The 25,346-nt window shown below is 44.1% G+C and carries 20 protein-coding genes; 4 read left to right on the top strand and 16 right to left on the bottom strand.

Translation table 11 applies throughout. From position 1 onward, the window contains the following. Window positions 1-13: 13 nt before the first annotated feature. On the bottom strand, window positions 14-3,586 hold the full coding sequence (locus CRO04_RS23085; RefSeq protein ID WP_097006606.1) for a DUF5717 family protein: 3,573 nt from the start codon (window positions 3,584-3,586) through the stop codon (window positions 14-16). A 142-nt stretch (window positions 3,587-3,728) separates the two neighbouring features. Between CRO04_RS23085 and CRO04_RS23080 the strand changes: the two genes are divergently transcribed. Genes CRO04_RS23080 through CRO04_RS23070 form a run of 3 tightly spaced genes read left to right on the top strand, consistent with a single transcriptional unit; the run spans window position 3,729 to window position 5,666 of the window. Continuing rightward, window positions 3,729-4,880, top strand: a complete 1,152-nt coding sequence (locus CRO04_RS23080) for an NAD(P)-dependent malic enzyme (RefSeq protein WP_097006605.1) — start codon at window positions 3,729-3,731, stop codon at window positions 4,878-4,880. 21 nt (window positions 4,881-4,901) lie between these two features. After that, on the top strand, window positions 4,902-5,426 hold the full coding sequence (locus CRO04_RS23075) for a DUF4364 family protein (RefSeq protein WP_097006604.1): 525 nt from the start codon (window positions 4,902-4,904) through the stop codon (window positions 5,424-5,426). A gap of 18 nt (window positions 5,427-5,444) precedes the next feature. Next, the gene (locus tag CRO04_RS23070) at window positions 5,445-5,666 is read left to right on the top strand and encodes a hypothetical protein (protein WP_097006603.1); all 222 of its coding nucleotides are present in this window, start codon (window positions 5,445-5,447) and stop codon (window positions 5,664-5,666) included. Window positions 5,667-5,705: 39 nt separating this feature from the next. Here the strand turns inward: CRO04_RS23070 and CRO04_RS23065 are convergent, their stop codons facing one another. The 13 genes from CRO04_RS23065 to CRO04_RS23005 all read right to left on the bottom strand — a co-directional run bounded on the left by CRO04_RS23065 (window position 5,706) and on the right by CRO04_RS23005 (window position 21,985). Next, window positions 5,706-6,659 (bottom strand): D-2-hydroxyacid dehydrogenase, encoded by a 954-nt coding sequence (locus CRO04_RS23065; protein WP_097006602.1) that lies wholly within the window; start codon window positions 6,657-6,659, stop codon window positions 5,706-5,708. An 80-nt stretch (window positions 6,660-6,739) separates the two neighbouring features. Further along, window positions 6,740-7,483: an amino acid ABC transporter ATP-binding protein gene (locus CRO04_RS23060; RefSeq protein WP_097006601.1), complete on the bottom strand. Its 744-nt coding sequence runs from the start codon at window positions 7,481-7,483 to the stop codon at window positions 6,740-6,742. Between the two features lie 2 nt (window positions 7,484-7,485). After that, window positions 7,486-8,280 carry an ABC transporter permease subunit gene (locus CRO04_RS23055; protein ID WP_207654509.1) on the bottom strand — a complete coding sequence of 265 codons (795 nt, stop codon included), beginning with the start codon at window positions 8,278-8,280 and terminating at the stop codon, window positions 7,486-7,488. A gap of 104 nt (window positions 8,281-8,384) precedes the next feature. Further along, the gene (locus CRO04_RS23050; RefSeq protein ID WP_097006599.1) at window positions 8,385-9,263 is read right to left on the bottom strand and encodes a transporter substrate-binding domain-containing protein; all 879 of its coding nucleotides are present in this window, start codon (window positions 9,261-9,263) and stop codon (window positions 8,385-8,387) included. Between the two features lie 67 nt (window positions 9,264-9,330). Continuing rightward, window positions 9,331-9,930 (bottom strand): ribosome biogenesis GTP-binding protein YihA/YsxC, encoded by a 600-nt coding sequence (yihA, locus tag CRO04_RS23045; protein WP_097006598.1) that lies wholly within the window; start codon window positions 9,928-9,930, stop codon window positions 9,331-9,333. A gap of 12 nt (window positions 9,931-9,942) precedes the next feature. Further along, on the bottom strand, window positions 9,943-12,261 hold the full coding sequence (gene lon / locus CRO04_RS23040; RefSeq protein WP_097006597.1) for an endopeptidase La: 2,319 nt from the start codon (window positions 12,259-12,261) through the stop codon (window positions 9,943-9,945). A gap of 78 nt (window positions 12,262-12,339) precedes the next feature. Further along, a complete protein-coding gene (gene clpX / locus CRO04_RS23035) occupies window positions 12,340-13,641 on the bottom strand; it encodes an ATP-dependent Clp protease ATP-binding subunit ClpX (RefSeq protein WP_097006596.1) in 1,302 nt (433 codons plus the stop codon). 209 nt (window positions 13,642-13,850) lie between these two features. Beyond that, window positions 13,851-14,438 (bottom strand): ATP-dependent Clp endopeptidase proteolytic subunit ClpP, encoded by a 588-nt coding sequence (gene clpP, locus CRO04_RS23030; RefSeq protein WP_097006595.1) that lies wholly within the window; start codon window positions 14,436-14,438, stop codon window positions 13,851-13,853. Window positions 14,439-14,521: 83 nt separating this feature from the next. Next, window positions 14,522-15,808, bottom strand: coding sequence for a trigger factor (gene tig / locus CRO04_RS23025; RefSeq protein ID WP_097006594.1), 1,287 nt, complete (start codon window positions 15,806-15,808; stop codon window positions 14,522-14,524). 113 nt (window positions 15,809-15,921) lie between these two features. Beyond that, the gene (locus CRO04_RS23020) at window positions 15,922-18,897 is read right to left on the bottom strand and encodes an EAL domain-containing protein (RefSeq protein ID WP_097006593.1); all 2,976 of its coding nucleotides are present in this window, start codon (window positions 18,895-18,897) and stop codon (window positions 15,922-15,924) included. A gap of 3 nt (window positions 18,898-18,900) precedes the next feature. Beyond that, on the bottom strand, window positions 18,901-20,346 hold the full coding sequence (locus CRO04_RS23015; RefSeq protein WP_097006592.1) for an extracellular solute-binding protein: 1,446 nt from the start codon (window positions 20,344-20,346) through the stop codon (window positions 18,901-18,903). 15 nt (window positions 20,347-20,361) lie between these two features. Next, window positions 20,362-20,922, bottom strand: a complete 561-nt coding sequence (locus tag CRO04_RS23010) for a DJ-1 family glyoxalase III (RefSeq protein WP_097006591.1) — start codon at window positions 20,920-20,922, stop codon at window positions 20,362-20,364. A gap of 1 nt (window position 20,923) precedes the next feature. Beyond that, window positions 20,924-21,985: a substrate-binding domain-containing protein gene (locus CRO04_RS23005; protein WP_097006590.1), complete on the bottom strand. Its 1,062-nt coding sequence runs from the start codon at window positions 21,983-21,985 to the stop codon at window positions 20,924-20,926. A gap of 139 nt (window positions 21,986-22,124) precedes the next feature. Between CRO04_RS23005 and CRO04_RS23000 the strand changes: the two genes are divergently transcribed. After that, on the top strand, window positions 22,125-22,580 hold the full coding sequence (locus CRO04_RS23000) for a CYTH domain-containing protein (RefSeq protein WP_097006589.1): 456 nt from the start codon (window positions 22,125-22,127) through the stop codon (window positions 22,578-22,580). A 68-nt stretch (window positions 22,581-22,648) separates the two neighbouring features. Here the strand turns inward: CRO04_RS23000 and CRO04_RS22995 are convergent, their stop codons facing one another. Both CRO04_RS22995 and CRO04_RS22990 read right to left on the bottom strand, forming a co-directional pair. Further along, complete coding sequence (locus CRO04_RS22995) at window positions 22,649-23,647, bottom strand: galactose/methyl galactoside ABC transporter permease MglC (protein WP_097006588.1); 999 nt, start codon at window positions 23,645-23,647, stop codon at window positions 22,649-22,651. Then, window positions 23,644-25,197 (bottom strand): sugar ABC transporter ATP-binding protein, encoded by a 1,554-nt coding sequence (locus CRO04_RS22990; RefSeq protein ID WP_097006587.1) that lies wholly within the window; start codon window positions 25,195-25,197, stop codon window positions 23,644-23,646. The genes CRO04_RS22995 and CRO04_RS22990 overlap by 4 nt, the downstream gene beginning before the upstream one ends. Between the last annotated feature and the right edge of the window lie 149 nt (window positions 25,198-25,346).

Below are 25,346 nucleotides of genomic sequence, written 5' to 3'. Positions count from 1 at the left end.
ACATCCCCTTATCTTACATCAGTGAAAATATTTCTTCCGCAGCAGCATTTTTCTTTAAATACTCCTGCATCCGTTTTTTAAGCCCCGTCTCATCCTTTAAATTCAAAGACAGGCTCATTTCGTTTAAGCAGGCATATCTGCTGTCCGAATCTTCCGGTGTTGCGCCTGCTTCGCAGCTGACGCTTCCCTCTTCTTTTAATACCCATTCCTCATTAATCAGTTCCTTCACCCGGTATTCCATGATTTCGCCCTCAAACAGTATCTTCTGTTTTACGAAAACGCCCTGATACATGCGGGTAATGTCCTCGGTGTGATACTCTTCCTCATCGGGCAGAATCCTGATTTCCAGCTCAATCTTAGAATCCCGGTCCGCACAGTACTGAATCATCGACTTATCCATAATATCTTCTGGTATCGGGATATATCTGGCCAGTTTTTTATAATATGGAAAAACCAGTCGGTCTTCTAACAGCAGTGAAACCATACTTTGGCACAGCTCTTTCTGCTGCTGGCTGATCATGGGAAGCTGGGAGTAATATCTGGTCAGTGCCAGTAAATAGATGGTGGGGAAACGCCCTCTCTGGGACGCAGCCTGTACAAGGTCTTCCAGATAGGAAAAAATCTTCTCTTCCGGTTCCTTCCCATACATAAAATAATCCGTGCACTTTATGGTAAAATATGCTTTTACAATACTTTCAGCAGGTTCTTTCCTTGTCTGGTATAAACGGAAAACCTTATCCAGTCTGGAAATATCACCGCTAAACATCATCTGGGCAGTCAGGCGTTCTTCCAGATCGTAGGTATCCACACGCCGGGAAACTGCCTGCTGCAAAATACGGTACATCTGGCTGCTGAGGCCGTTATAATGTTCACATAAATAATCCAGGAGAATGCTGTCGCTTTCTTCTTCTAAAAAGGACTGATAGGCCAGATGCAAAAGAAGCACATCCTCGCAGAACAGATTCTTAAGAATCATTTCTGCACACAGCTTATGAAGCTGTTTGGTACGGATCCCTTCCGCCCCATAATCCCGGATCATTTTATAAGCTTCTTCCATGTAATTGTTATGAATCAGCGTATCACATACGCCGGCCCGTTCCTGTCTGGAAAGGACCTTTTTATCAAGCTTCAATAAGTATGCGGCTCCTTCTCCCTGCTCTGGCCCGGTTTCTGTCTGCTTATGGTAATATTCAATCACCCTGGAGAGCAAAAGCTTCTGATAATAAGGTCTTAAGTTTGGGTCCTCCAGCGTACGTTCCAGAATACCAGCCTCTTTGGCATCTGCGGCCCCACGGGCCAGTATCTGCTCACAGACACGCAGCCGGAGCATTGGGTGTTCCGGATATAGTTCAAAACACCGTTCCTCCAGTTCAGACCGTTCCATAACAGGCTCTTTTTTATAGGAAATATTGGCATACCGGTTTCCATAGGCATCCTGAAAAAGCAAAATGCTATGCTCGGAAAACAGAGGTACATAGGCTACGCCGTCGTTTAGAAGAAAGGCATCTTCCTGTGTCATTTCCTCATAACAGACAATGACATACTTCATTTTTTTATTCCTGCACTCCACCCGGTAGGATCTTAAAATAGAAGGCAGTACCTTTGCCATGGACAAATCAATGACTTCCTTTAATACCATACGTTCGTAGATGGCAGCCAGATAATGATCAATCCTGGACTCAAACAGCTGTTCCGTCGCAAACTTCTCTATGATCCTTTCATAAGCCTGATACAGAGGATCAGCAGGCTCTAAATATATCAGAACATTCTTATAAAGGACACTTCTGCTATATAGATCCAGCTCACTGCCTCCGTAGGAGAAATACAAAAGAACTTCCTTGGGCAGTAAATAACAGTAGTTCTTTGGCAGCGCATAAATATAGTATTCATAAAGCCTGGTCAGGCTGATACCTGCTTTCACGCCCTTCTCGTACCAGGAAAAAGCCTCCGGCTGACGGCACTCCCCTTTGATCAGAAGGGAACAGATCGCCTCCAGAACTTCTATTTCGGCTTTTTCTTTATACAATCTGCAAAGCATCCGGTAATGCAGCCGGTGGTAGTGCTTGGCCGCCAGAGTAAGCCTGCAGATCTGGGACACCAGAGGTTTCTCGATCAGTCCTTTACCGGCAGAGGAAAACAGGATCTGAAGCTCCATCGGACCAATGGACCGGATCAGCTCCGGAGCGCTGTTTAATACTTTGCATCCCCATACATAAAAAAATGGGCTTCTTACACCTGCATCATACTGACGTTTGAGCATAGCCAGCACTGCAGGAGGATTCTCAAACAGCCGGCCGTCCAATTTTGCAAGAAGTACAAACAGATAAAACAGGCTGTGATCCTCTTCCAGATATTTTTTCATGAGCCGGACCAGGGATTCTCTCTGGTATTCATCCGGCAAAATCTCCAGGCGCAAATACTGGTAATAACAGTAAATTTCTTTCTTTTCCTGCCTCTGAGCAAGAATCTCATCCCGGCTTTCATCAAGAAAAAGTGCTGCTTTGGATTTCTCATCATCAAACAGACAGCATTCTGCACGGAGGAGTTTTAAAAGACTGCTCTCCCCCTTCATCAGCTCGATTTCGTCCAGTGCCTTTTCCATCTCCGGGCGAAGGGAACTTGCGTATTCCTGTCTGATATCCGCCTCCAGACGAAGCCGTAAAAATCGGCAGAATGCCTCTTTTGCAAAGGCATCCTCCGCCGATATCCCTCCTCCTGGATTACTTACCGCTGTAACGGGTACCAGAAAGCACTCATCCACTCCGTTTATCTGAATTCTGCCATAGTTCTCTCCTTGATGCATGCGTTCCGGGTGCACAAAAAAAGACAGCGCGCAGACATCATCTTCAAAATCCTGTTCGCTGATTGTCTTCTTTGGCAGCTCTATAAAATCACAGTCGGTTGTCACTTCCAGGCTGATGCAGCCCCAGCTGCTGCGCTTCATCTCAACCCAGTCCTCAACAACCTCCTCCAGTTGTCCATATCTGCGCTCTGCGGTTACTACCGATAGCTCAACCGGCTTTTTAACCTTTAAAGCGACCAGAAACTCTTCCAGTTCCTTTCTTCTGTCAGGCCGGCCCTTTAATCCGTCGTAGATTGCTCTTACATGAAGATCTTTCATAAACGGGGCCGTAACAAAATCGCGGTACTCAAATAAACGAAGAGCCGTATCTATATCTTTTTTTGCAGTATCTGCAAAATTCTCTGCTGTCGTTAAATTACTCAGTGCTCTTCCTGACGTGCCAAGTTCTACACGAAACGAATAAGGAACTTCTCTCTCGCCGCCATTGGTAACCAGATAAAAAGATCCCTTAATCACATCTCCATCTTCCATGAAACTGCTGTTAATCTCATAGACCAGATGATTGTATGTACCTCCAAACGATCCGCTTATCATCCGGACGCGGTAGTTCGAGGAATATGCAAGCCCCTTTATGTGCAGGTTATTCTCACTGGTAACGACAAGTTCCCGTCTCGTGGCTCCGCCCGAACGCACTACATCATCAATTCCCGATGGGGTAACCTTTATCTTTGGAATTTCTGAATCAATGATGCCCTTCGCCAGCCTGTTGATTCGTTCTCTCATAGTACCACCTGTATCTTCAATTTCCTTGTGTTATTCGTATGATTCCTTTGAATTACTCTATATTCTAACATATTTTCTATTGATTTAAAACCCTAAAATTGGTATGATAAATAAAAACTGTTGAAAAAAGGACGAACTCATTATGACAACCAACGAGAAAGCACTAATACTCCATGAAAAATGGGGCGGAAAGCTGGAAATAACTTCCAAGGCGGCTGTAAAAAGCAGAGAAGACCTGGCACTTGCCTACACTCCTGGTGTAGCCGAACCATGCAAAGTCATCGCAGATAACCCGGAAGCTGCCTATCAATATACCATTAAATCCAACACCATCGCCGTTGTTTCTGACGGCAGCGCTGTTTTAGGTCTTGGAAATATCGGTCCTCTTGCAGCCATGCCTGTGATGGAAGGAAAAGCCGTATTGTTTAAAGAATTCGGCGGAGTCAATGCCATTCCCATCTGTCTGGACACCCAGGACACGGAGGAAATCATAAAAACCGTGGCTGCCATTGCACCTGCCTTTGGCGGAATCAACTTAGAAGACATATCTGCTCCCAGATGCTTTGAGATTGAAGAACGGTTGAAAAAGCTTCTTCCCATTCCCGTCTTTCATGACGACCAGCATGGAACTGCCATTGTGGTCCTTGCCGGAGTGATCAATGCACTGAAGGTAACCGGGAAGAGGAAAGAGGAATGCCGCGTGGTGGTAAACGGCGCGGGATCTGCCGGTATTGCAATCACCAGACTCTTATTGTCTTACGGATTTTTGCATATTGTCCTTTGTGACCGGGCCGGAATCCTGTTTAAAGGTATGGAAGGGTTAAACTGGATGCAGGAGAAGATGATGGATTTAACCAATTTAGAGAGGAAGACAGGAAGCCTGTCCGATGCAATGAAGGGTGCTGATATCTTTATCGGCGTTTCAGCACCAGGAATCGTGACGGAGGATATGGTATCTTCCATGAATACCAATTCCATCCTTTTTGCCATGGCGAATCCGGTCCCTGAGATCATGCCGGATCTGGCAAAAAAAGCGGGCGCTAAAGTAGTTGGAACAGGCAGATCTGATTTCCCGAATCAGGTAAATAATGTGGTGGTTTTTCCAGGTATATTTAAAGGTGCGCTGGAGGGAAGAGCTGCTGCCATTACCGATGAGATGAAGCTGGCTGCAGCAGAGGCCATCGCAGCCCTGACTGCGCCTTCGGAATTAAATGAGGACAATATACTGCCGGAGGCTTTTGATCCACGTGTGGCAGAGGTTGTCAGCCGGGCGGTGAAAGACCATATCCGGTAATACAAAGATGGAGGTTTTCCGATGCTGTCAGAACCCATGACACTTTATAAGCTGATGATTCTATACATGCTGAAGCAGGTAAACTTCCCCCTGACCAGTGCACAATTATCCAACTTTTTTCTGGAGCATGAATACACCACATATTTTACATTGAATCAGGCATTGAATGAACTGTTAGAGGCAAGACTGCTGCATGTGGAGACCAATCACAACAGCAGCCGGTACGAGATTACCCGGGAGGGAGAAGAAACACTCTCCTTTTTCGGGAATAAGATTTCACCGGCAATTGTCCTTGATATGGATGAATATTTAAAAGAAAATAAGTTCCGCCTCCGCAACGAGGTGGGTGTCACAGCAGATTACTACAAATCAACAAGCCAGGACTACATTGTTCATTGTGAAGTAAGAGAAGGCAAGAACTGTCTGATTAATCTGGAGCTTTCCGTTCCTGATAAGGATCAGGCAGAAATCATGTGTGACCACTGGAAACTGAAAAGTCAGGAAATCTATGCATTCGCCATGAAATCACTGATGAGCGGCTCATAGTCATAGGGGGGGATCTGTTTGAAGAAAGTTCCGATTAAAAAAACATGGTATCATACTATCACCGATTCGTATCAATCCTTAAAAATGCAGCATAAAAAGAAGATGCTCCGGCTGAAAATCAAGTTGTTTTTCACTGTTTTTCTACCCATTATTATTATTCTGCTGGGAGCTGAAGTACTCCGTACATTTATACGGATCCGGATTCGAAAACTCTTTTCCGGTCCGCTTCCTAAAGACTGATCATGTCAGGACGGCTTATAAAGCCGCCCTGTTTTTGTCTTATACTCTGTTACGTTCCTCTCCTCGCAGATAGGAGCAGATGTTTTCATAAACCTCATTTAAGCATCTTCTTCTGGCCTCAACTGTTGCCCAGGCGATGTGAGGGGTAATGATCAGCCTGGTACTGTCTTTCACATTCAGCAGTGGATTATCCGGCCGCATGGGCTCTTCACTGATCACATCAAGTCCTGCACCACCAATTTCATCTGTTTCCAGAGCCTTTAAAAGTGCCTCTTCCCTGATAATATTTCCTCTTCCCAGATTAAGCAGAACGGCAGTATTTTTCATCAGCTTCAACGCATTTTCATCAATTAAGTATTCTGTGTCAGAATTCAGGGGAGCATGAATGGATATGATATCAGACTCTTTTAATAATGTCTCAAACTCAACCCGTTCCCAGATGGTGCTGGTATTTTTACCAGATGTTGAATAATAGATAACCCGGCAGCCGAAAGCTTCTGCCACCCTTGCTACACCTCTCCCTATTTCACCAAGACCGATAATTCCCCAGGTTTTTCCCGACAGTTCATTGAATTTTTTATCGAATCTGCTGAAAATATCACTTGCTGCATATTCACCTGATTTTACAAACTGATCATAATAGGCTAACTTTTCGTAGATGTAAAACAGCAATGCAAAGGTGTGCTGGACGACAGACTGGGTGGAATATCCCTTCACGTTCGTTACTGCGATATCCCTTTTTTTCATATAGTCAAAATCAACCGTATTGGTTCCCGTAGCTGTCAGACAGATCAGTTTTACATGATCTGCATATTTTAGAGTCTCTTCATCCATGGGAATCTTATTTACCACAATGATATCAGCATCTCTTACCCGTTCCTGATTGTGCTCCGGTTCTGATTTGTTATACTTTATTACCTCTCCCAGCTGGTAAAACGGAGAATAATCCACGTCATCTCCCAGTGTATCGGTTTCCATAAAAACCAGTTTCATAGGATCCTCCTTTCAATTACCAAAAAGGAGCCTGCTCCACAACTGAACATCCAGTTATATTGCAACAGCTCCGTCTGCTTTTAACCCTGCATAAACCGGGCTAAAAATTCCTTTGTTGAGTTCTTCCGGGGATTACCGAATATATCCGCCGGTGCTCCCTCTTCTTCTATCACGCCCCCTGCCATATAAACCACATGATTGGATACATCCCTCGCAAAAGCCATTTCATGTGTCACGATAATCATGGTAAGGCCTTCCTTTGCCAGTGTTCTCATAACCGCAAGGACCTCTCCTACCATCTGGGGATCCAGAGCAGAAGTAGGCTCGTCAAAAAGCAGTACCTCCGGTTCCATGGCAAGTGCCCTGGCAATGGCCACTCTTTGTTTCTGACCACCGGAAAGCTGCCTTGGCTTTGCATTGATATAAGGTGCCATTCCCACCTTCTCCAAAAACATCATTGCAGTCTTCTTTGCTTCAGCCTTTTCTTTCTTTAAAACCTTCACCTGGCCTACCATACAGTTTTCCAGCACTGACATATTATTAAAGAGATTAAAATTCTGAAACACCATTCCGACTTTAGTCCGGTATTCAGGCACGTTCATCTTCCTGTCTGTGATATCCACGTCATGATGCAGAATCTCTCCTGTAGTGGGGGTTTCTAAAAGATTGATACAGCGTAAAAGAGTGGACTTTCCAGAACCGGAGGCTCCGATGATACAGGTCACATCCCCGGCATTTACATTGAAATCAATATCTCTTAAAACCACATTGGCTCCAAATGACTTGCTTAAATGACGAATCTTTAACACATTGCTCTCAGCCATCTTTATTTGCCCTCCTTCTCTTTTGGATCCGGGAACTTCACCATTCCGCTGGTATAAGCTAACGTATCTGTAGTTGCCAGATCGTAACTATCGGGTCCATCCATCTTCTTCTCCCAATAACGAAGAATTCTGGAACAGGTAAAGGTCAGGACAAAGTAAATTACCATGGTAATGGTAAATGCTTCAAAATAAGTATAATAGGCACCTGCCACTCCTTTTGTTGCGTAAAACAGTTCTACAACTCCAATGACAGAAAGTACACAGGTATCCTTAATATTAATGATTAAGTTATTACCGATCTGGGGCATAATGTTGCGAAGAGCCTGGGGCATAATAACATTTAACATCGTCTGATAATGCGTCATGCCAATGGCTTTTGCTCCTTCTGTCTGACCAGGGTCAATGGAAAGAATTCCGCCTCTGACCGTTTCCGCCATATAAGCTCCTGTATTGATGGATACAATAAAATAGGAAGCAAATACTATGGACATATTAATTCCAAAAAGCGCGGAGGATCCATAGAAAATAAACATGGCCTGAACCATCATAGGGGTTCCGCGGAAAACTTCAACATAGATATTTAAAATAATTTTGAGCACTTTAACCAGCACCTGTTTCACCAGATTATCCTGCTTTGATTCGGGAATTGTCTGAATAATTCCCACAGCAAAACCGATCAGACAGCCGATTAATGTACCGACAATGGCGATTGCCATTGTTTTGCCTGCCCCTGCTAAAAAGGACGGGCCATAATTTTGCAGAATAAATATGATTCTTCCAAAAAAATCTGACGGCAAAGACATATATTACCTTCTCCCTTTCATAGCTTTGTTAAAACAGAACAAGCGGCACGGAAAACACTGATCCCGTGCCTGCAAGCTCCCATATTCCTGATCCCTTATTACTTTGAAAGCGGCTGTACGCTGATTGCCTCTTCCATCATCTTATTAAAATCTTCCTTGGTCATCTTTTTAAGTACTCCGTTGATGGCATCCTTTAATTCTGTATTGCCTTTCTTAACGGAAACTCCGATATTAATATCCTCATCAGAAACCTTGAATTCTCCTTCTGTACCGGTGAAATCAAGAAGCTTGAAATCAGGATATGCAATCAGAGCAGCCTGACCGGTAGGCTTATCTGTTACTACTACATCACATCTTCCGGAATTTAAAGAAACCAGCATAGCCGGAGCGGATTCCTGAGCCGGCTGAATGTCTGCATCCGGAATCTGGGGAAGACAATTGTCATACCAGATGGTATTTAACTGAGAGGTAGCTACTGCACCTTTTAAGTCAGCAACAGTTTTTGCATTCTCATACTTGCCGCCAATTTTTACAAGAGCAACAATCGTTGCAAAATAATAAGGATCCGTAAAATCAACGGACTGCATACGCTCAGCAGTAATGGATTGTCCTGCGATTACACAGTCAACCTTTCCGGATTGAACCGCAGGTACTAATGAATCCCAGTCCAGCTTTACGATTTCCAGTTTATAACCAAGCTCGTCCGCAATTTTTTTCGCCATCATTACATCGTAACCGTAAGCATAATCTGAGCTTCCGGAAATCGGTACAGCTCCGTTCTCATCCGTTGGCTGAGTCCAGTTATAAGGAGCATAACTGCACTCCATGGCAACTTTTAATACCTTTTTATCTCCTGCTTCTTTTCCGGCATCAGATGTGCCGGGTGTGGAGTTACCGCCTGAACAGGCAGTTAATGCTGCCGCTGCCAGAGCTGCCGCCATGAGAGTTGACACGACTTTCTTCATAGTTTTTTTCATAACTGTTTTCTCCTCTTCCTACCATAATGAACTCTATGTAATAAATAGGTTCATTATAAAAAGATTTTTACTCGTTGTCAAGACTATTTACAGAATCCTCAATCAAATCCCAGATTTCTTCTCTGCCCTGTTTGGTCTCTGCCGAAAATGGAATTACTGTCACATCCGGCCCGATCCCAAGCCCTGAACGAACTACCTTTAATGCTTTTTGGACCTGGCTCCGTTTCAGCTTGTCCAGCTTCGTTGCAATGATAATTGGCTGATAACCGTTGTGAACCACCCAGTCATACATGGTTTTATCATTGGCAGAAGGCTCATGGCGGATATCAATCAGTAAAAACACACATTTTAACATAGGAGATTTATGAAGGTAATTTTCAATCATCTTTCCCCATTTTGCTTTTACCTCCACGGCTACTTTTGCATAACCGTAGCCGGGAAGATCCACATAGTATAATGCGTCATTAATATTATAGAAATTAATAGTCTGTGTTTTACCTGGCTGGGAGGAGGTTCTTGCATAGGACTTCCGGTTCATGAGAGCATTAATGAGAGAGGATTTTCCCACATTGGACTTACCTGCAAATGCAAACTCTGGCTTTGTATTCTCCGGAAGCTTGCTGGTAATGCCGCATACAGTCTCCAGTTCTACCGTTTTTATAATCATATGATTTCCTTTCTATACCTGGATGAAAGCCTCTTTTAATACTTCCGGCATCTCCTTTACAAACACAATGGAAACTCCTTGTGTGATCTCTTCTGATAGTTCCCCGATATCCGGGCGGTTCTTATCCGGAACCAGCACCTTTTGCACACGGGCCATCCGGGCGGCAAGAATCTTTTCTTTTAAGCCTCCGATTGGAAGAACACGGCCTCTTAAGGTTATTTCCCCTGTCATTGCTATTTTTGCGCTTACTTTCTGGTTCGTTACAGCAGACAGCATGGCAGTTGCCATGGTAATACCGGCAGACGGTCCATCTTTTGGAACTGCTCCCTCCGGTATATGCAGATGTATATCATGCTTCTCAAAATAGTCATCCGGTACTTTGTATTTTGGACCAATGGATCTGACATAACTTAAGGCAGTCTGAGCAGACTCTTTCATTACATCACCCATTTGCCCTGTCATCTGAAGAGTTCCTTTTCCTGGCATTACATTCACCTCAATCTGCAGGGTATCTCCTCCCACACTGGTCCATGCCAGACCTCTTACAATTCCTACCTGGTCCTCCTCATTGACATTATCATAAGATATTTTTTCTTTCCCTAAGTATTTTTCCAGCTCATCTACCGTCACTTCAATAATCCGGCTCTTATCTTCCAGGAATTCTCTTGCAGCTTTTCTGAACACAGCACCGATCCGCCTCTCTAAATTTCTGACTCCGGCTTCTCTGGTATAATTGTGAATGATCTTTTCAAGAGCCTGATCTGTAATGGTAACTGGTTTACCATTCAGACCGTTTCGTTCCTGCTGCTTTTTCACCAGATAGTTTTTGGCAATATGGAATTTTTCATTCTCTGTATAGCTGTTAATTTCAATTACTTCCATACGATCAAGAAGCGGACCCGGAATCGTAGTCACAGTATTAGCCGTTGCAATGAACAGCACATTGGACAAATCAATGGGAAGTTCAATGTAATGATCCCGGAATTTTACATTCTGTTCGCTGTCAAGGACCTCTAAAAGAGCAGAAGAAGTATCTCCCCTGTATTCACTGCTGACTTTGTCGATCTCGTCAAGAAGCATTAGAGGATTGCTGACCCCTGCCTGCTTGACAGCCTCTGCAATTCTGCCAGGCATGGCGCCCACATATGTTTTCCTGTGTCCCCGGATCTCCGCTTCGTCCCGGATACCGCCCAGACTGATACGAACGTATTCTTTATTCAGCGCTTTTGCTACTGACCTTGCAATCGATGTCTTTCCTGTTCCCGGAGGTCCGACCAGGCATATGATCGGGCTGGTTCCCTTTTTGGCAAGAATACGGACTGCTAAATATTCCAGAATCCGTTCTTTTACCTTTTCCAGTCCATAATGGTCCTCATCCAGTACCTTCTGGGCATGAGCGATGTTATTGTTATCTTTTGATACCTTCTTCCACGGGAAATCAAGGACTGTTTCCAGATACATCCGGACCACATTCGCTTCCTGGCTTCCGCCTGGCATAGCTTTAAAACGGTCTATCTCTTTTTGAATCTTGTCTTTTACCGATTTCTCCGCCTTTAACGATTTTAAGCGCTTCGCATATTCATCACTGTCAGTGAGGGGATTATCCTCCCCCAGCTCTTCCCGGATCACTTTCATCTGCTCTCTTAGAATGTAGTCCTTCTGATTTTTGTCGATTCGCTCTTTCACATGGGACTGCAGTTCTTTTTTTACCTTTGTTACTTCAATTTCCGTAATCAGGTGTTTCATAACAAGCGCATACCGTTCTTCCAGAAGTACACTTTCCAGTACCTGCTGGCGCAGACGGTAATCCCATGATAACTGGACTGCCACCTGGTCTAAAAGTTCTCCTAAATCCAGAATGACCAACAGTCCAGGTACTACATCTTTGGCAATTCTCTGGTTTTCCCGGCCATAGGCCTCCAGTTTTTCTTTTACAATCTCAGCCATTGCCTGTATGGTAACAGGATCCAGAATCTCATCCGGCACCTCCAGCTTGTCGATTTCTCCCACAAGAAGAGGTCCTTCCCTGTCAAGAGACAAAAGCTCTGTCCGCTCCAATCCTTCCACCATGACACGAATAACGTTATTGGGAAGCTTTACCAACTGCTTGATTAAAGAAACCGTTCCCACCTGATATAAATCTTCCATTCCAGGATCCGTTTCTTCCGGATTCCTCTGGGTTACCAGACATACCTTCTGGTCTCCCACCATTGCCTTTTCAACCGCTGCAATGGATTTTTCCCGGCTGATATCAAAGTGCAGCATCATTTTGGGTAGAACAGTCATCCCCCTCAAGGCAATAACTGGCATTGTAATTGTCTTATCTACCATTTGGTTCTCTCCTTTGCATTCAAAAAGGTGTTCCAGCAGATTGATTCGCTGTAACACCTTCCCGACTCATGCAGGGATCTATGCGATCTCGCCTGTCTTATCTTTTCTCAATTTCTGAGCCAGTGACTTTCTGGGAACTGCCGTATCCCGATAAACCAGTTCCGGCTCTCCGTTTTTATCCACAACCTCTTTGGTGATTCTGCAGACTCCAATGCTGCTGTCAGATGGGATTTCATACATCAGATCTGTCATAACACTTTCCATAATGGAGCGCAGACCTCTGGCACCGGTTTTTCTTTCTACAGCCAGCTCTGCAATCCGTTCCACTGCCTCACGGGTCAGTTCAAGCTTTACATCGTCCAGCTCAAATAATTTCTGGTATTGCTTAATCAGCGCATTTTTAGGCTCTGATAAAATCTGAATAAGAGCATCCCGGTCCAATAGCTCTAAAGATACTGTAATCGGAACACGGCCGATAAACTCAGGAATCAGACCAAATTTAACCAGATCCTGAGGAAGCGTTTTCTTTAAAAGATCATCAATATCCGTCTTATTCTTATCTACTATCTCCGCATTAAAGCCAATGGATCCTGCACTTAAACGGCGTTCAATAATTTTCTCCAGACCATCAAACGCTCCGCCGCAGATAAACAGAATATTGGTTGTATTAATCTGTAAAAGTTCCTGATGCGGATGTTTTCTTCCTCCCTGAGGCGGAACACTGGCAACCGTACCTTCCAGAATCTTTAACAGAGCCTGCTGAACACCTTCACCGGAAACATCTCTGGTGATAGAAACATTCTCAGACTTCTTTGTGATCTTATCAATCTCATCAATGTAGATAATTCCGAATTCTGCTCTGCTGATATCATATTCAGCAGCCTGAATCAATTTTAAAAGAATGTTCTCTACATCTTCACCAACATAACCGGCTTCTGTAAGGGCGGTGGCATCTGCAATGGCAAAAGGGACGTTTAAAACCTTAGCCAGAGTCTGGGCAAGATAAGTTTTACCGGACCCGGTAGGTCCAAGCATCAGAATGTTGCTCTTTTGTATGTCTACATCCAGTTTCTTTTCGGATGTGATTCTCTTATAATGGTTATATACTGCTACGGACAACACCTTTTTTGCTTCGTCCTGCCCAATTACATATTCATCCAGAAATGCCTTCATCTCTTTAGGCTTCATCAGATTAATGTTACTGAAATCAGGCGCCTCTTCATCATGACCGTCGAATTCTTCCTCCAATATCTCCGCACATAAATCTATGCACTCATCACAGATGTAGACATTATTGGAACCGGCTATCAGTTTTTTTACCTGATCCTGGGTTTTCCCGCAAAAAGAGCATCGGATCTTGTCGTCTGTTCTGACCGGCATACACACACCTCATACTTTCCTTGTTATTGCTCACGGTTTTTGAGCATAAAGGGATGCCTCAGGGCGTTCCTTGTTATCGCTCACGGTTTTTGAGCATAAAGGGATGCCTCAGGGCGTTCCTTGTTATCGCTCACGGTTTTTGAGCATAAAGGGATGCCCATCAGGGCGCTCCTTATTATCGCTCACGGTTTTTGACTCCGTCTTTTGTATCAGCGGTCATGACTGTAAAGAATATTATCAATCAGCCCATATGCCTTTGCTTCATCAGCAGTCATGTAATTATCCCGTTCTGTATCCCGTTCAATTACTTCGTAAGGCTGACCAGTATTTGCCGCCATTATTTCATTTAAGCGTTTCTTAATCTTCAATATATTCTCTGCAACAATGCGAATTTCAGTTGCCTGGCCTTTCGCTCCGCCGGAAGGCTGGTGAATCATGACTTCTGCATTGGGAAGTGCAAAACGTTTGCCCTTTGTTCCGCCTGCTAATAGAAATGCTCCCATACTTGCTGCCATACCCATACAAACAGTAGAAACATCACATTTGATGTAGTTCATCGTATCATAAATCGCCATGCCGGCAGTCACAGAACCGCCAGGGCTGTTAATATAAAGATTAATATCCTTCGTAGGATCCTCTGCCTCTAAAAATAACAGCTGTGCCACAATTACACTTGCCGAAACATCAGACACTTCTTCACCGAGAAAAATGATTCTCTCTTTCAGAAGTCTGGAATAAATATCGTAAGAGCGTTCCCCCTTACTGGTTGATTCAATGACATAAGGTACTAAACTCATCTTTCTTCCTCCTGTCTGTTCTTCTCACTCAAAACCGAATAGACTCCGGACGGGATGTCAGGAATCTACCGGGAATAAAACTCTTAAACTAATTTTGCTTCTGCTACCAGGAAATCAACAGCTTCCTGTACGGCCAGATCTTCTTTCATCTGAGCAACGCCGCTTTCGCCAAGATACTCCTTAATCTGACCAACTTCCATCTTGTAGTTTTCAGCCATAGTTGCAATCTCTTTTTCAACTGCTTCATCAGTCACAGTGATATTCTCTGCTTTGGCAACTGCCTCCAGAACAAGTCTTGTCTGAATTCTCTTTAATGCCTGAGGTTTCATCTGCTCTCTTAATGTTTCGATTGTCATACCGGTAAATTTCATGTACTGATCAAGAGAAAGTCCCTGGCTCTGCATTCTTCTTGCATAATCGTTCACCATGTTGTTCACCTGGCTGTCGATCATCGGCTCAGGAATGTCCATGGCTGCATTCTCTACAACCTTTTCTACTACATGATCTTCGTTCTCAGTAGCTGCTGCCTTCTGTTTTCTTTCAGCAGCTTTTTCCTTTATGTCGTTTTTATATTCTTCTAATGTATCATATTCAGAAACTTCACTTGCAAACTCATCATTTAACTCAGGGAGTTCTTTTCTCTTGATTTCCTTTACGGTAACCTTGAACATCGCTGGTTTTCCGGCAAGATCTGTGGAATGATATTCATTTGGGAAGGTTACGTTTACTTCGCATGCTTCTCCGATGTTCTTTCCAATCAGCTGCTCTTCAAATGTGTCGATAAAGGAATGAGAACCAATGGTAAGCGGATAATCTTCGCCCTTGCCGCCCTCAAATGGCTTTCCGTCAACAAAGCCTTCAAAGTCGATGACAGTCTGGTCGCCGTCTTCCACTGCTCTGTCTTCCACAGTAACCAGTCTGGAGTTCTGCTCCTGAACTTTCTTTAATTCTTCTTCAATATCTTCTTCTGTTACTTCTGCTGATGCTTTGGTAACTTCAATCCCTTTATATTCGCCTAAAGTCACTTCCGGTTTAACAGCTACCGTAGCGGTGTAGATTAAGTTCTGGCCTTTTTCAACCTGTACAACGCTGATTTCCGGTCTGGAAACGATCTCCAGTCCGCTTTCTTCAGCTGCATCTCCATATGTTGCATCAAGAGCTTCATTCACAGCATCTTCATATAAGATACCAGCTCCATACATCTTTTCAACCATGGCCTGTGGTGCTTTACCTTTTCTGAAACCAGGGATGTTAAATCTGCCCTTATTCTTATTGTAAGCTGCGGTAAGAGCTTTATCAAACTCCTCAGCCGGCACTTCTACCGTTAATTTTGCCATGTTCTTTTCTAATTTTTCCACTTGTAAACTCATTAATGGGTTCCTCCTTGAGATATATGTGAACCGCCTTACCGACAGGGCGTTACACTTCAATTTAGCATTATACCATACTCGTCCTGTAAATTCCAGTGTTATTTATGATAAAATCAGGATTTTCCAGCGAGCTCCTTCATTTTTCCGGCGATGTATGGATCCAGAGGACGGATCTCGATTTGTGGTCTGGCGATGTAATATCCCTGAAACAGATATACACCGCAATCCAGTAAAAACACAAGTTCTTCTTCCGTTTCCACACCTTCTGCCAGCACGCAGATTTCGTTGCCTGCAGCAAAATCAAGAAGGTTTTTCAGTATCATCTGCCGTTTCTTATCTTTGTGGATCTTCCTTACCAGACTCATATCCACTTTTACTATCTCCGGGCGCATATGCAAAAGCACCGACTCACTGTTATATCCGGTTCCGAAATCATCGACTGCTGTCTGTCCCCGCCACTTTCTTGCCATTTCCATCTTCCGCTCCATCAATTCCTGGCTGGCAGGCTCTCCTTCCGTCATCTCGATCACAATCCGGCCCAAAAGCTCCTGATAATGAGCTTCCAGCTCCGCCTGCTCTTCGCTTGTGATGCACACAGAGGCGATGGAGTTGATAAACAGTTTTTCCATTTCTCCCAGATGCCCCTTTTTTAACTCGTCTGCAGCTGCCTTTAAGCCGGCAAACCATGTCAGCGACTCAATCTGGGATAATTTCGCCTGGGATCTTGCAAGATTCAGAACTTCAGTGATCCCTTTTAAGTTAGTAAAATGAGGTCTCATCAGGAGTTCATATCCGTAAATATCCCCGTCTCTTGTCACAATAGGCTGAAACACAAAGCTTACATTCCTTGTTTCCAGCATACGGTTCAGTTCTTCGCTTCCGGTCAGCATGTAGGAATTATGTGAGTATTCTTCGGGATCAAATTCCCTCACCTTTCCCTTCACACTATGCTTAACCATGTACATGGCAAAATCTGCGTAATTAAACAGCGTTTCAAAATCACCGGCATCATCCGGATACCAGGACAGTCCCCCTGAAACCCTGACAGGCATCAGATAACCGCCCTCCATATTCAGGGCTTCAGTTTGTATGCGCTTTACAAAATCACGGACATCTCTCCGTATTTTTTCCTTATTGTCTCCAATTAAGTACGTTACGAATTCATCACCGGAATAACGGGCGATAATCCCCCTTCCGGCAAAGCTGTTTTTTAAGCAGCCGGCAAATAAAATCAGATAACGGTCTCCTTCATCATGCCCATATGTGTCATTGATATACTTTAAATTATCCAAATCCCACATAATGACTGCTGCATATTTCTCCTTTTGGGTTCTCATCAAAAACTCCACCTGCTCCCTGAACGCTCTCCGGTTGTAGAGTTCTGTCAGCAGATCAAAATTACGTTCCCATTCCAGTTTTTCTTTCTCCATCACATCTGCAGTCACATCGGAGCATACACCGAGAATGGTTCCATCCTTGGACTCATCTAATATAATTTGTACCCAGCGTGTTCCATCTTTCATTTCCAGACTCTGAAAAACACGGTCTCCCTTCAGACGCACACCGGTAAATGTCTGTTCCATCAATGACTCAAACTGGTCAACCTCAAGATACCGGTATGGCTCCTCAATATTCCCCCAGCCAAGCATCTCAAAAAGAGTCTGGCTGCAGAAGACCTGATCTTCACCGTCCGAATACTCAAATACGCCAATCATAACATTCGCATGACGAAGAATACCCGATATCTTAGACGAGGACTGCTCCACATCATGGCTCAGCTGTTCAATGATTTCCGTTAGATCATCAATCTCGCGGATACGAACCCGCTTTAAAGCCAGTCCCCGGTTACCGGACTTACCCTTTAACTCTCCTGCAAGCTTCCGAATAGGATCAGTCACGATCCTTCCGATGACAAATGCGCCCAGTAAACTGAACAAAATGGGAACCAGCATAGTGGAAAGCAGCATGCTGCGGATTGCATTATAAAAAGCAAGAAGATCATTCTGTCTTGCCATTCCTACAAGCACCCATTCCTCGTCTTCCATGACTCCGTTGTTTGCATAAGCATCAAGACCTTTTATGCTTGCATACCACTTTGTTCCGTCAGAGGATTCAATCTCACTGATTGATTTTTTATTGCTGTCAGTGTAGGATATCCGAGAGACATCATTGAAATACTGATTATAGAGATAACCGGAATCAACCACGGGTTTAATGGTATTCGTCCCCCGGTTGCGTATCCCAAGAAGCCAGCATACCTCAAAGCTTCCGTTGGACTGTTTCTCTGACAGAATTTGTTTCAGCTGGTTTAGAGTCATCTCAAGCCCCCAGACTCCCACAACCGTTCCATCTTCTAATATAATCGGTATGGAATAAGTAATAACCGGCATATCTTTGGGACTTAAACGAAACGGAGGGCTTAAATACGCCAGCCTCATCGCTTCTTTTCCGATTGTCCCTGTCTGTCTTGCCTTAAGCAGAGGATTTTGATAAAAATCATTGTTTCTTAAATCTTTTCCCTCTTCAAAGCCGATTTCCCAGAAGGAATCCAGGGGTATCTCATATTGTTCCGCAATGGAAGGAAGCCCCCGCTCCATCAGCAGCGAAGAATTATCCGCTAAATATCCTCCCGGATTGGAGCTTCGTATGTAAAATCCCGCTTTCATATTGCCTGCACTGCTGGCGGCTGCAGGACCATCAAGAATACAGTAAACACCAGTCGCATAACTCATGTGGAGCATATCAATGGATTGGCCGATTATCTGTTCCACAATCCTGCGGTTTAATATGTAGTCTTTTGAAATGTCAGAAACACTATACTGGTTTCTCTTTAAAATCCGTTCAATTTCATCGGAAACAAAAACAGAATTATTCAGCATAACAGACCAGTGGTGAAGAGTCTCCTTTTCCAGACTCAATCTGGTATTTTCCGTATTATGGCTTAATATCTGGATTTCATTATTCTTTAATTTAACAGAAACTCCTCCGAAAAGAACAGTTCCTGCAATTACTGCAGCTTGTAATACAAGCAGAATCAGCAGCGGTCCAAGCAAATGGGCTCGTATGGACTCACTTCTCTTATCTTTCATAAATTACTCTCCGATGACTGCTTCCAATTGCCTCTTCGTGTCTTCGTACCATTGGTTAAAATTCTCATCCGTTGTGAAACGGGCGACAGCCCTCTCCCGGTCAATCCCCCCGTTCACCAGCTCTTTCACCTTTTTAGAGTCCTCCCTGGCTTTTGAGGTCATAGTAGTCTGAAGGATCTCTCTTGCCCGGTCTCCCCCCTTAAAAGGTTTAGAAGTATAAAGTCTGTACCTGTTCGCCGTATCCAGTCCGATAAGCAGGTTGTGGGAAACCGCGCTGTCTTCTCCAGCCTCCTTCAAAAACGGCTCCAGAAGCGTTTGCTCCGCTGCCGCTTTTTTTACGGGCAGATAACCGGAACCTATGGCAAATTTCATATTCTGTTCTGTAGCAGTAAACCATTTCAGAAAACAGACCGCTGCATATTCCCTTTTTTCATCTGATTTAAAAACCATCATACCTGCACCCTGGGAGACAGCACAGGGCATTGTCCCTGCAAATCCGGGAAGCGGATAAAGCTTGCTTTCAATGGGATAGTTTGTTCCATCCTCCAGCGTTACAGAGGTTGGAAAATAAGAGATTCCGCTTGTCGCTCCCACAAATGCAACCAGCTTTCCGGTCTTGACATCGTCACTGCGAAATCTTCCGTATTCCCCAAAGCATCCCTTTACATACGGAATATAGTAATTATCCCAAAGTTTTCTCACCGCCTCCTGATCAAAATCCAATGTGGTTTTCCCATCTTTCACAGAAAAGATCTCATGTCCAAGCTGCAGGCTTCCGATAATCATATAGTTTGCAAATGCATCTCTGCCAAAAAAAGCCTTGCCGTCACCAGCCGCTTCTGTCAGGCTGTCTGTCCACCTGTAATAGGATTCCGATAATCTGGTAATTCCCTCCCAGGTTGAAAAATCTTCCTCCGTTACACCGGTTGCAGCAGCAAACGTATCCCAGTTGGTCTTGTTCACCGTAAGTATCTCAGTGGATTTGGCAACCGGAAATATTTTGACAGAACCGCTGTCATCGAATCTTCCCTCGTCCATGTATGCATCCACGTATTCCGAGAGTTCCTGTGAGGTTAAGTATTTTTTTAAATCTGCAGCCAGGCCCATACTGTCCACTTCATAAACCTTATCTGCATAAGCAGAAAATACATCAGGAAGCGGGTCCGAACCGATTCGGTGTTCAATACTGTCGCTGACCGCTGTGCTCAGCTCATCAATACTCCCTTTGTTATAAGCCTTTACTATAATTCCTTTTGTCCGTCCCTCATTTTCATTAAACATTCTGACAAGACTGTCAAATTCTTCTTTCTGGACACCATTATAATAATGCCAGATTGTGATTGTCACTGGGTCCCTGGGAGAAAGTCCATATGGATCCTTTTTCTCGCAGCCGGTAAGGTAAATTAAGCAGAAAATAAAAGCAATTGGTACCATCCAACTCTTTTTCATAGGTTCACCTGCCTGCTACATCGGAATCTGGTCGTACTGGATTGCCTCTTTTATTTTTCGCGCATGCATTTTATCAACAAGCAGCTCTAACAGTTCAATTCCCAGATCAAGCGCATAACCCAGCCCTCTGGCTGTTGTTATATTGCCGTCAGTCACCACGCCCTGTCTGACCACACTGGCCCCTGATAATTCACTCTCATATCCCGGAAAACAGGTTGCCTTTTTTCCCTCAAGAAGCCCAAGCCTTCCAAGGATACTGGGAGCCGCACAGATAGCAGCAATCCTGCGGTTTGCCTTATGGGCTTCCAACAGCGCATTTAATAAGGTTTCATTAGCTGCAAGATTTTTGGTCCCCGGCATGCCTCCCGGAAGAAAAAGCACGTCCCCATCCTTTAAATCTGTCTGGGATATTAAAACATCCGCCTGCAGTTTAATTCCATGAGAACCTGTTACATTCTTTTTACCAGTTACTGACACAAGTTTCACATCCTGGCCCCCTCTTAACAAAACGTCAACGACTGCAAGCAGTTCCACCTCCTCTGACCCATCTGCTAAAAATGCATAAACCTTACCCATATTAATCGTCTCCTCTCTCACTATGAAATGTACTGTTCATTGTAACCTTTATATAATCCACCAGATATGCAGCATCGGCATCCTCCCCCTGTATCAGCCGTATTACCGTATCCGCAGCAGTCTTCGACTGGCCCTGATGGTCATTTAAGACCGTACCGGCAACCTTGCCTTCCTTTATATAGCCCACAGTTTCCTTAAGCGCATCAACCCCTACCAGATAAATATCTTTTCCGGGTATCATGCCCGCTTCTTCCACAGCTTCAAGCGCTCCGTTTACCATGGCATCGTTGTTGCAGAATATGACGTCAATTCTGGATCCATAAGCAGCCAAAGCCTGTGCAGCCAGTTTTTTCCCTTCCTCTTTGTTCCAGTTACCGTAGCCGGTAAACAGCTCCTCTGTACTCATCCCTGCGTCCTTTAACGCCCTAACCGAATATTCCGACCTGCAGCGGACGGCCTCACTGCCCGCCTCCCCTTTTATCATCACATAAGAGACGATGCCGTCTTTGTTCCTGTCGCCTTTCAAAGGACTTTCCAAAATAATCTCTCCCTGATAGGTCCCCGCCTGCTTAGAGTCTGTTTCCACACTGGAAACCGCCATGTGCCGCTCCTTCCAACGTTTTTTTTCTGATTCAGACGGCTCACTGTTAATAAAAACAAGAGGGATACCTGCCTGACTGCAGGTATCCGCAATCCGTCCCGCTGTCAGAGCTTCCACAGGATTGACGATAATCCCGTCGCACTTGCTGTCAATAAACTCCCTGATCTGGCGGTCCTGTTCCAGCTGGTCCCCTCCCGCATTGCGCATAATGACCTGGGCATGATAGGTTTCTTCCAGATATTGTTTTAATTCTGACCGGTAAAGTTTCATAAATGTATCATCATAACGATAGATGCTTATTCCTATTTTAGGACCCTCTGCCGTCTCAATTCCTTCTGTACCAGCCTCTTTATCCGAGCTTTCTGCTGGTTTTAGCTGGCTGCCTTTTTCTGCACAGCCTGCTGCAAGCAGTGCTGCAGCTACCAGAAAAAGAATAACCATACGCTTTTTTAAGTACTTCATACGATTGATCTCCTGATTTTTACTGTATTTTCCATATTACCACGTTTTTCTTCTTTTTGCCACTATCTTCTATTTTTTATCCTATTGTGGTATACTAACCCTGTTTCACAGCACAATACATGGAATCAGGAGGTTTTTCATGGAAATCGAGCGCAAATATCTGGTTACCGATCCGCCGGAAAATTATATGTCATATCCCCATCATTTCATCGAACAGGGATATTTATCAACGGACCCTGTCGTCCGGGTCCGCAAAGAGGATGAAACCTATATTCTGACTTATAAATCCAAAGGACTTCTGGCAAGAGAAGAATACAACCTTCCCTTAAATGAAGACTCTTACAAGCATTTAATCCGCAAAGCAGACGGCTGCATTCTTACAAAAAAGAGATACTTAATTCCTGTTCAAGATAGCAGCCACCTGACCATAGAGCTTGATGTGTTTGAAGGCCGCTATCAGGGATTAATGCTGGCAGAGGTTGAATTTGAAAGTCTGGAGGAAGCCCACTCCTTTACGCCCCCTTCCTGGTTTGGAAAAGATGTTACCTTATCTGGGGAATATCAAAACAGCCGGCTCAGCCAGATGACAGAATAGTTTCAGGATCAGAAAAAGCGTCCAGAATCGGTCAGGCTGCCGAATCGGACGCTTTTTGTAAGTATATTTTACTTTTTAGCAATGTATTTTCTAATATCAAGTGCAATTGCAACTATGATAACCACACCCTGAGCGATGTACTGGTAATTGGTGTTGACTCCCAGGTACTGAAGACAGGTTTTTAAGATTTCAAAAACCAGAACACCGATTAAAACACCGGATACCTTACCGATACCTCCGTTTACAGACACACCGCCGATGGTACAGGCAGCAATCGCTTCCAATTCCCAGCCCATTCCCATATTAACAGATGATCCGCCGGATTTTGCTCCAACCAGGAAGCCACCCAGTGCGTAAAGCGCTGCAGCTGTTACATAGATAATAATCTTTGTCTTTTTGGTATTAACGCCGGATACTTCTGCAGCCTGCTCGTTGCCGCCTATGGCATACATATATTTTCCGTGTGGAGTTTTGTTATAAATGAACCAGATTACAAGTCCTACTGCAAGGGCAATTAAAAACAGATACGGAACTACACCAAATAATCTTCCCTTTGCTACTTCCGTATATGCAGGGCGATAACCTCCGATTGGTGTTGCATTGGTATAAACAAGGCACACACCATATACAACCAGCTGCATACCCAGCGTTCCGATAAATGCCGGTACCTGCAGATAAGAGATTACCAGACCATTAATAAATCCAAATATCGCAGAAATTAAAATGCAGATCAAAAGAACTACAAATACCCACCAGATTCCAAAATCCGGAAGATTGGGAAAGAATTTACCGCTGTAGCCGGGTTTCTGCAGAAGCGTTCCAGCCAGACAGGCAGAAAGCCCTACAATACGTCCTGCAGATAGATCTGTACCTCTGGTGATAAGGCACCCGGATACTCCGCAGGCGATGATGAAACGAGGTGCCACATTTAAGGCAATATTCTTTAAATTGTCAACTGTTCCGAATGACGGCTGCTTAATTACCGTAAAAATGGCAAGCAGGACGAGGACAACGATGATTCCATTATTTATAAGGAAATCCTTCAAATTAATCTTCTTAGCTGTCATGACTTAACCTCCTGTTTGGAATTATTTTTCGTTTTGTTGATATCGAATTGAGTGGCAAAGGCCATGATTTTTTCCTGGGTTGCCTCACTATCCTCTACTTCTCCTGTAATACGTCCTCCACACATAACGATAATCCGGTTTGACATACCGATCAGCTCCGGCATCTCAGAAGATATCATTATGATGGATTTTCCCTGCTTAACAAGATCTATCATAATCTGATAAATCTCATATTTGGCGCCCACGTCGATTCCACGCGTTGGCTCATCCATGATTAAAATTTCAGGATTATTGGCCAGCCATCTGGCAATAATAACCTTTTGCTGGTTTCCTCCAGAGAGAGATTGAATCAGCGTTCTGTCATTGGGCGTTTTAATGCTCAGCTTCGCGATGCTTTCCTTTACTACAGAATCCACCTTTTTCCCGTGTATGACTCCTGCTGTAGTATAATTCTTGTAGGAAGCAATCGCTGTATTATCCGAAATACTTAAGCATCCGAAAATTCCGTTTCCCCTGCGGTCCTCAGTGATCATGCCAACAGAATCATTAATTGCATCCTGGGGACATTTTATAACCACTTTCTTACCAAGAACCTCTACTTCACCTTCGGCAATATGCCTCATGCCAAAAATAGCTTCCATCAATTCAGTTCTCTGCGCTCCTACCAGACCGCCGAATCCCAGAATCTCTCCTTTTTTCAGCTCAAAGGAGCAGTCCTGAAAGGAACGTTCATGGATGCTGCTTAAATGGCTAACTTTCAGTACGGTTTCATCCGTCCGGTAATCATCCTTAGGAGGATAAACATTTCCCAGTTCTCTTCCCACCATCTGCTTTACAATCTCTTCATCGGAGATATCAGGCACCTGCCACGATCCTACATAGGTTCCATCCCGCATGATCGTGATGTCATCTGCAATCTGTCTGATTTCTGCCATTTTATGGCTGATATATATCATAGAAACTCCGCGGGACTTTAAGTCCTTTATGATGCGGAACAGTGCTTCTACCTCGTTATCAGTCAGTGATGAAGTAGGTTCATCCAGAATCACCAGTTTTGCATTCTGGCTGACTGCCTTTGCAATTTCTACTGACTGCATTTGTCCGATTGATAAGGTCCCAAGTTTTGCTTTGGGATTAAAATTCATTTTTACATCCTTTAACCACTTCTCTGCTTCTGCATTCATGGTTTTGTGATCAATTACTTTTAACGGTCCTATTTTAAATATCGGAAACCGCCCCAGATACATATTCTCCGCAATAGAGCGGGCCGGTACCGGCTGAAGTTCCTGGTGTACCATGGCAAGGCCTTTGTGAAGTGCTTCATCCGGATTGGCGATATTCACCTTTTCACCGTCAATTAAAACCTCACCTTCATCCATCTTGTAAATGCCAAACAGACATTTCATCAGAGTAGACTTACCTGCTCCGTTCTCTCCCATCAGAGCATGAACGGTACCGGGACGTACTTTTAAATTTATTTTATCCAATGCTTTGACGCCAGGGAAGGATTTGCTGATTCCAACCATTTCCAGTCTGTATTTCTCTGCCATCCCGCTTCTCCTTTCATTCATTCGTCCGCATTTCAGGACATAAAGGGATACCCGTAGGGTGTTTCATTCATTCGTCCGCTTTTCAGGACATAAAGGGATACCCGTAGGGTGTTTCATTCATTCGTCCGCTTTTCAGGACATAAAGGGAT

This window comes from Lacrimispora amygdalina (assembly GCF_900205965.1).
Lineage (GTDB): Bacteria > Bacillota > Clostridia > Lachnospirales > Lachnospiraceae > Lacrimispora > Lacrimispora amygdalina_A.
The sequence above is the reverse complement of the archived record's forward strand: the minus strand, read 5'-3'. Positions and strand labels throughout refer to the sequence as shown.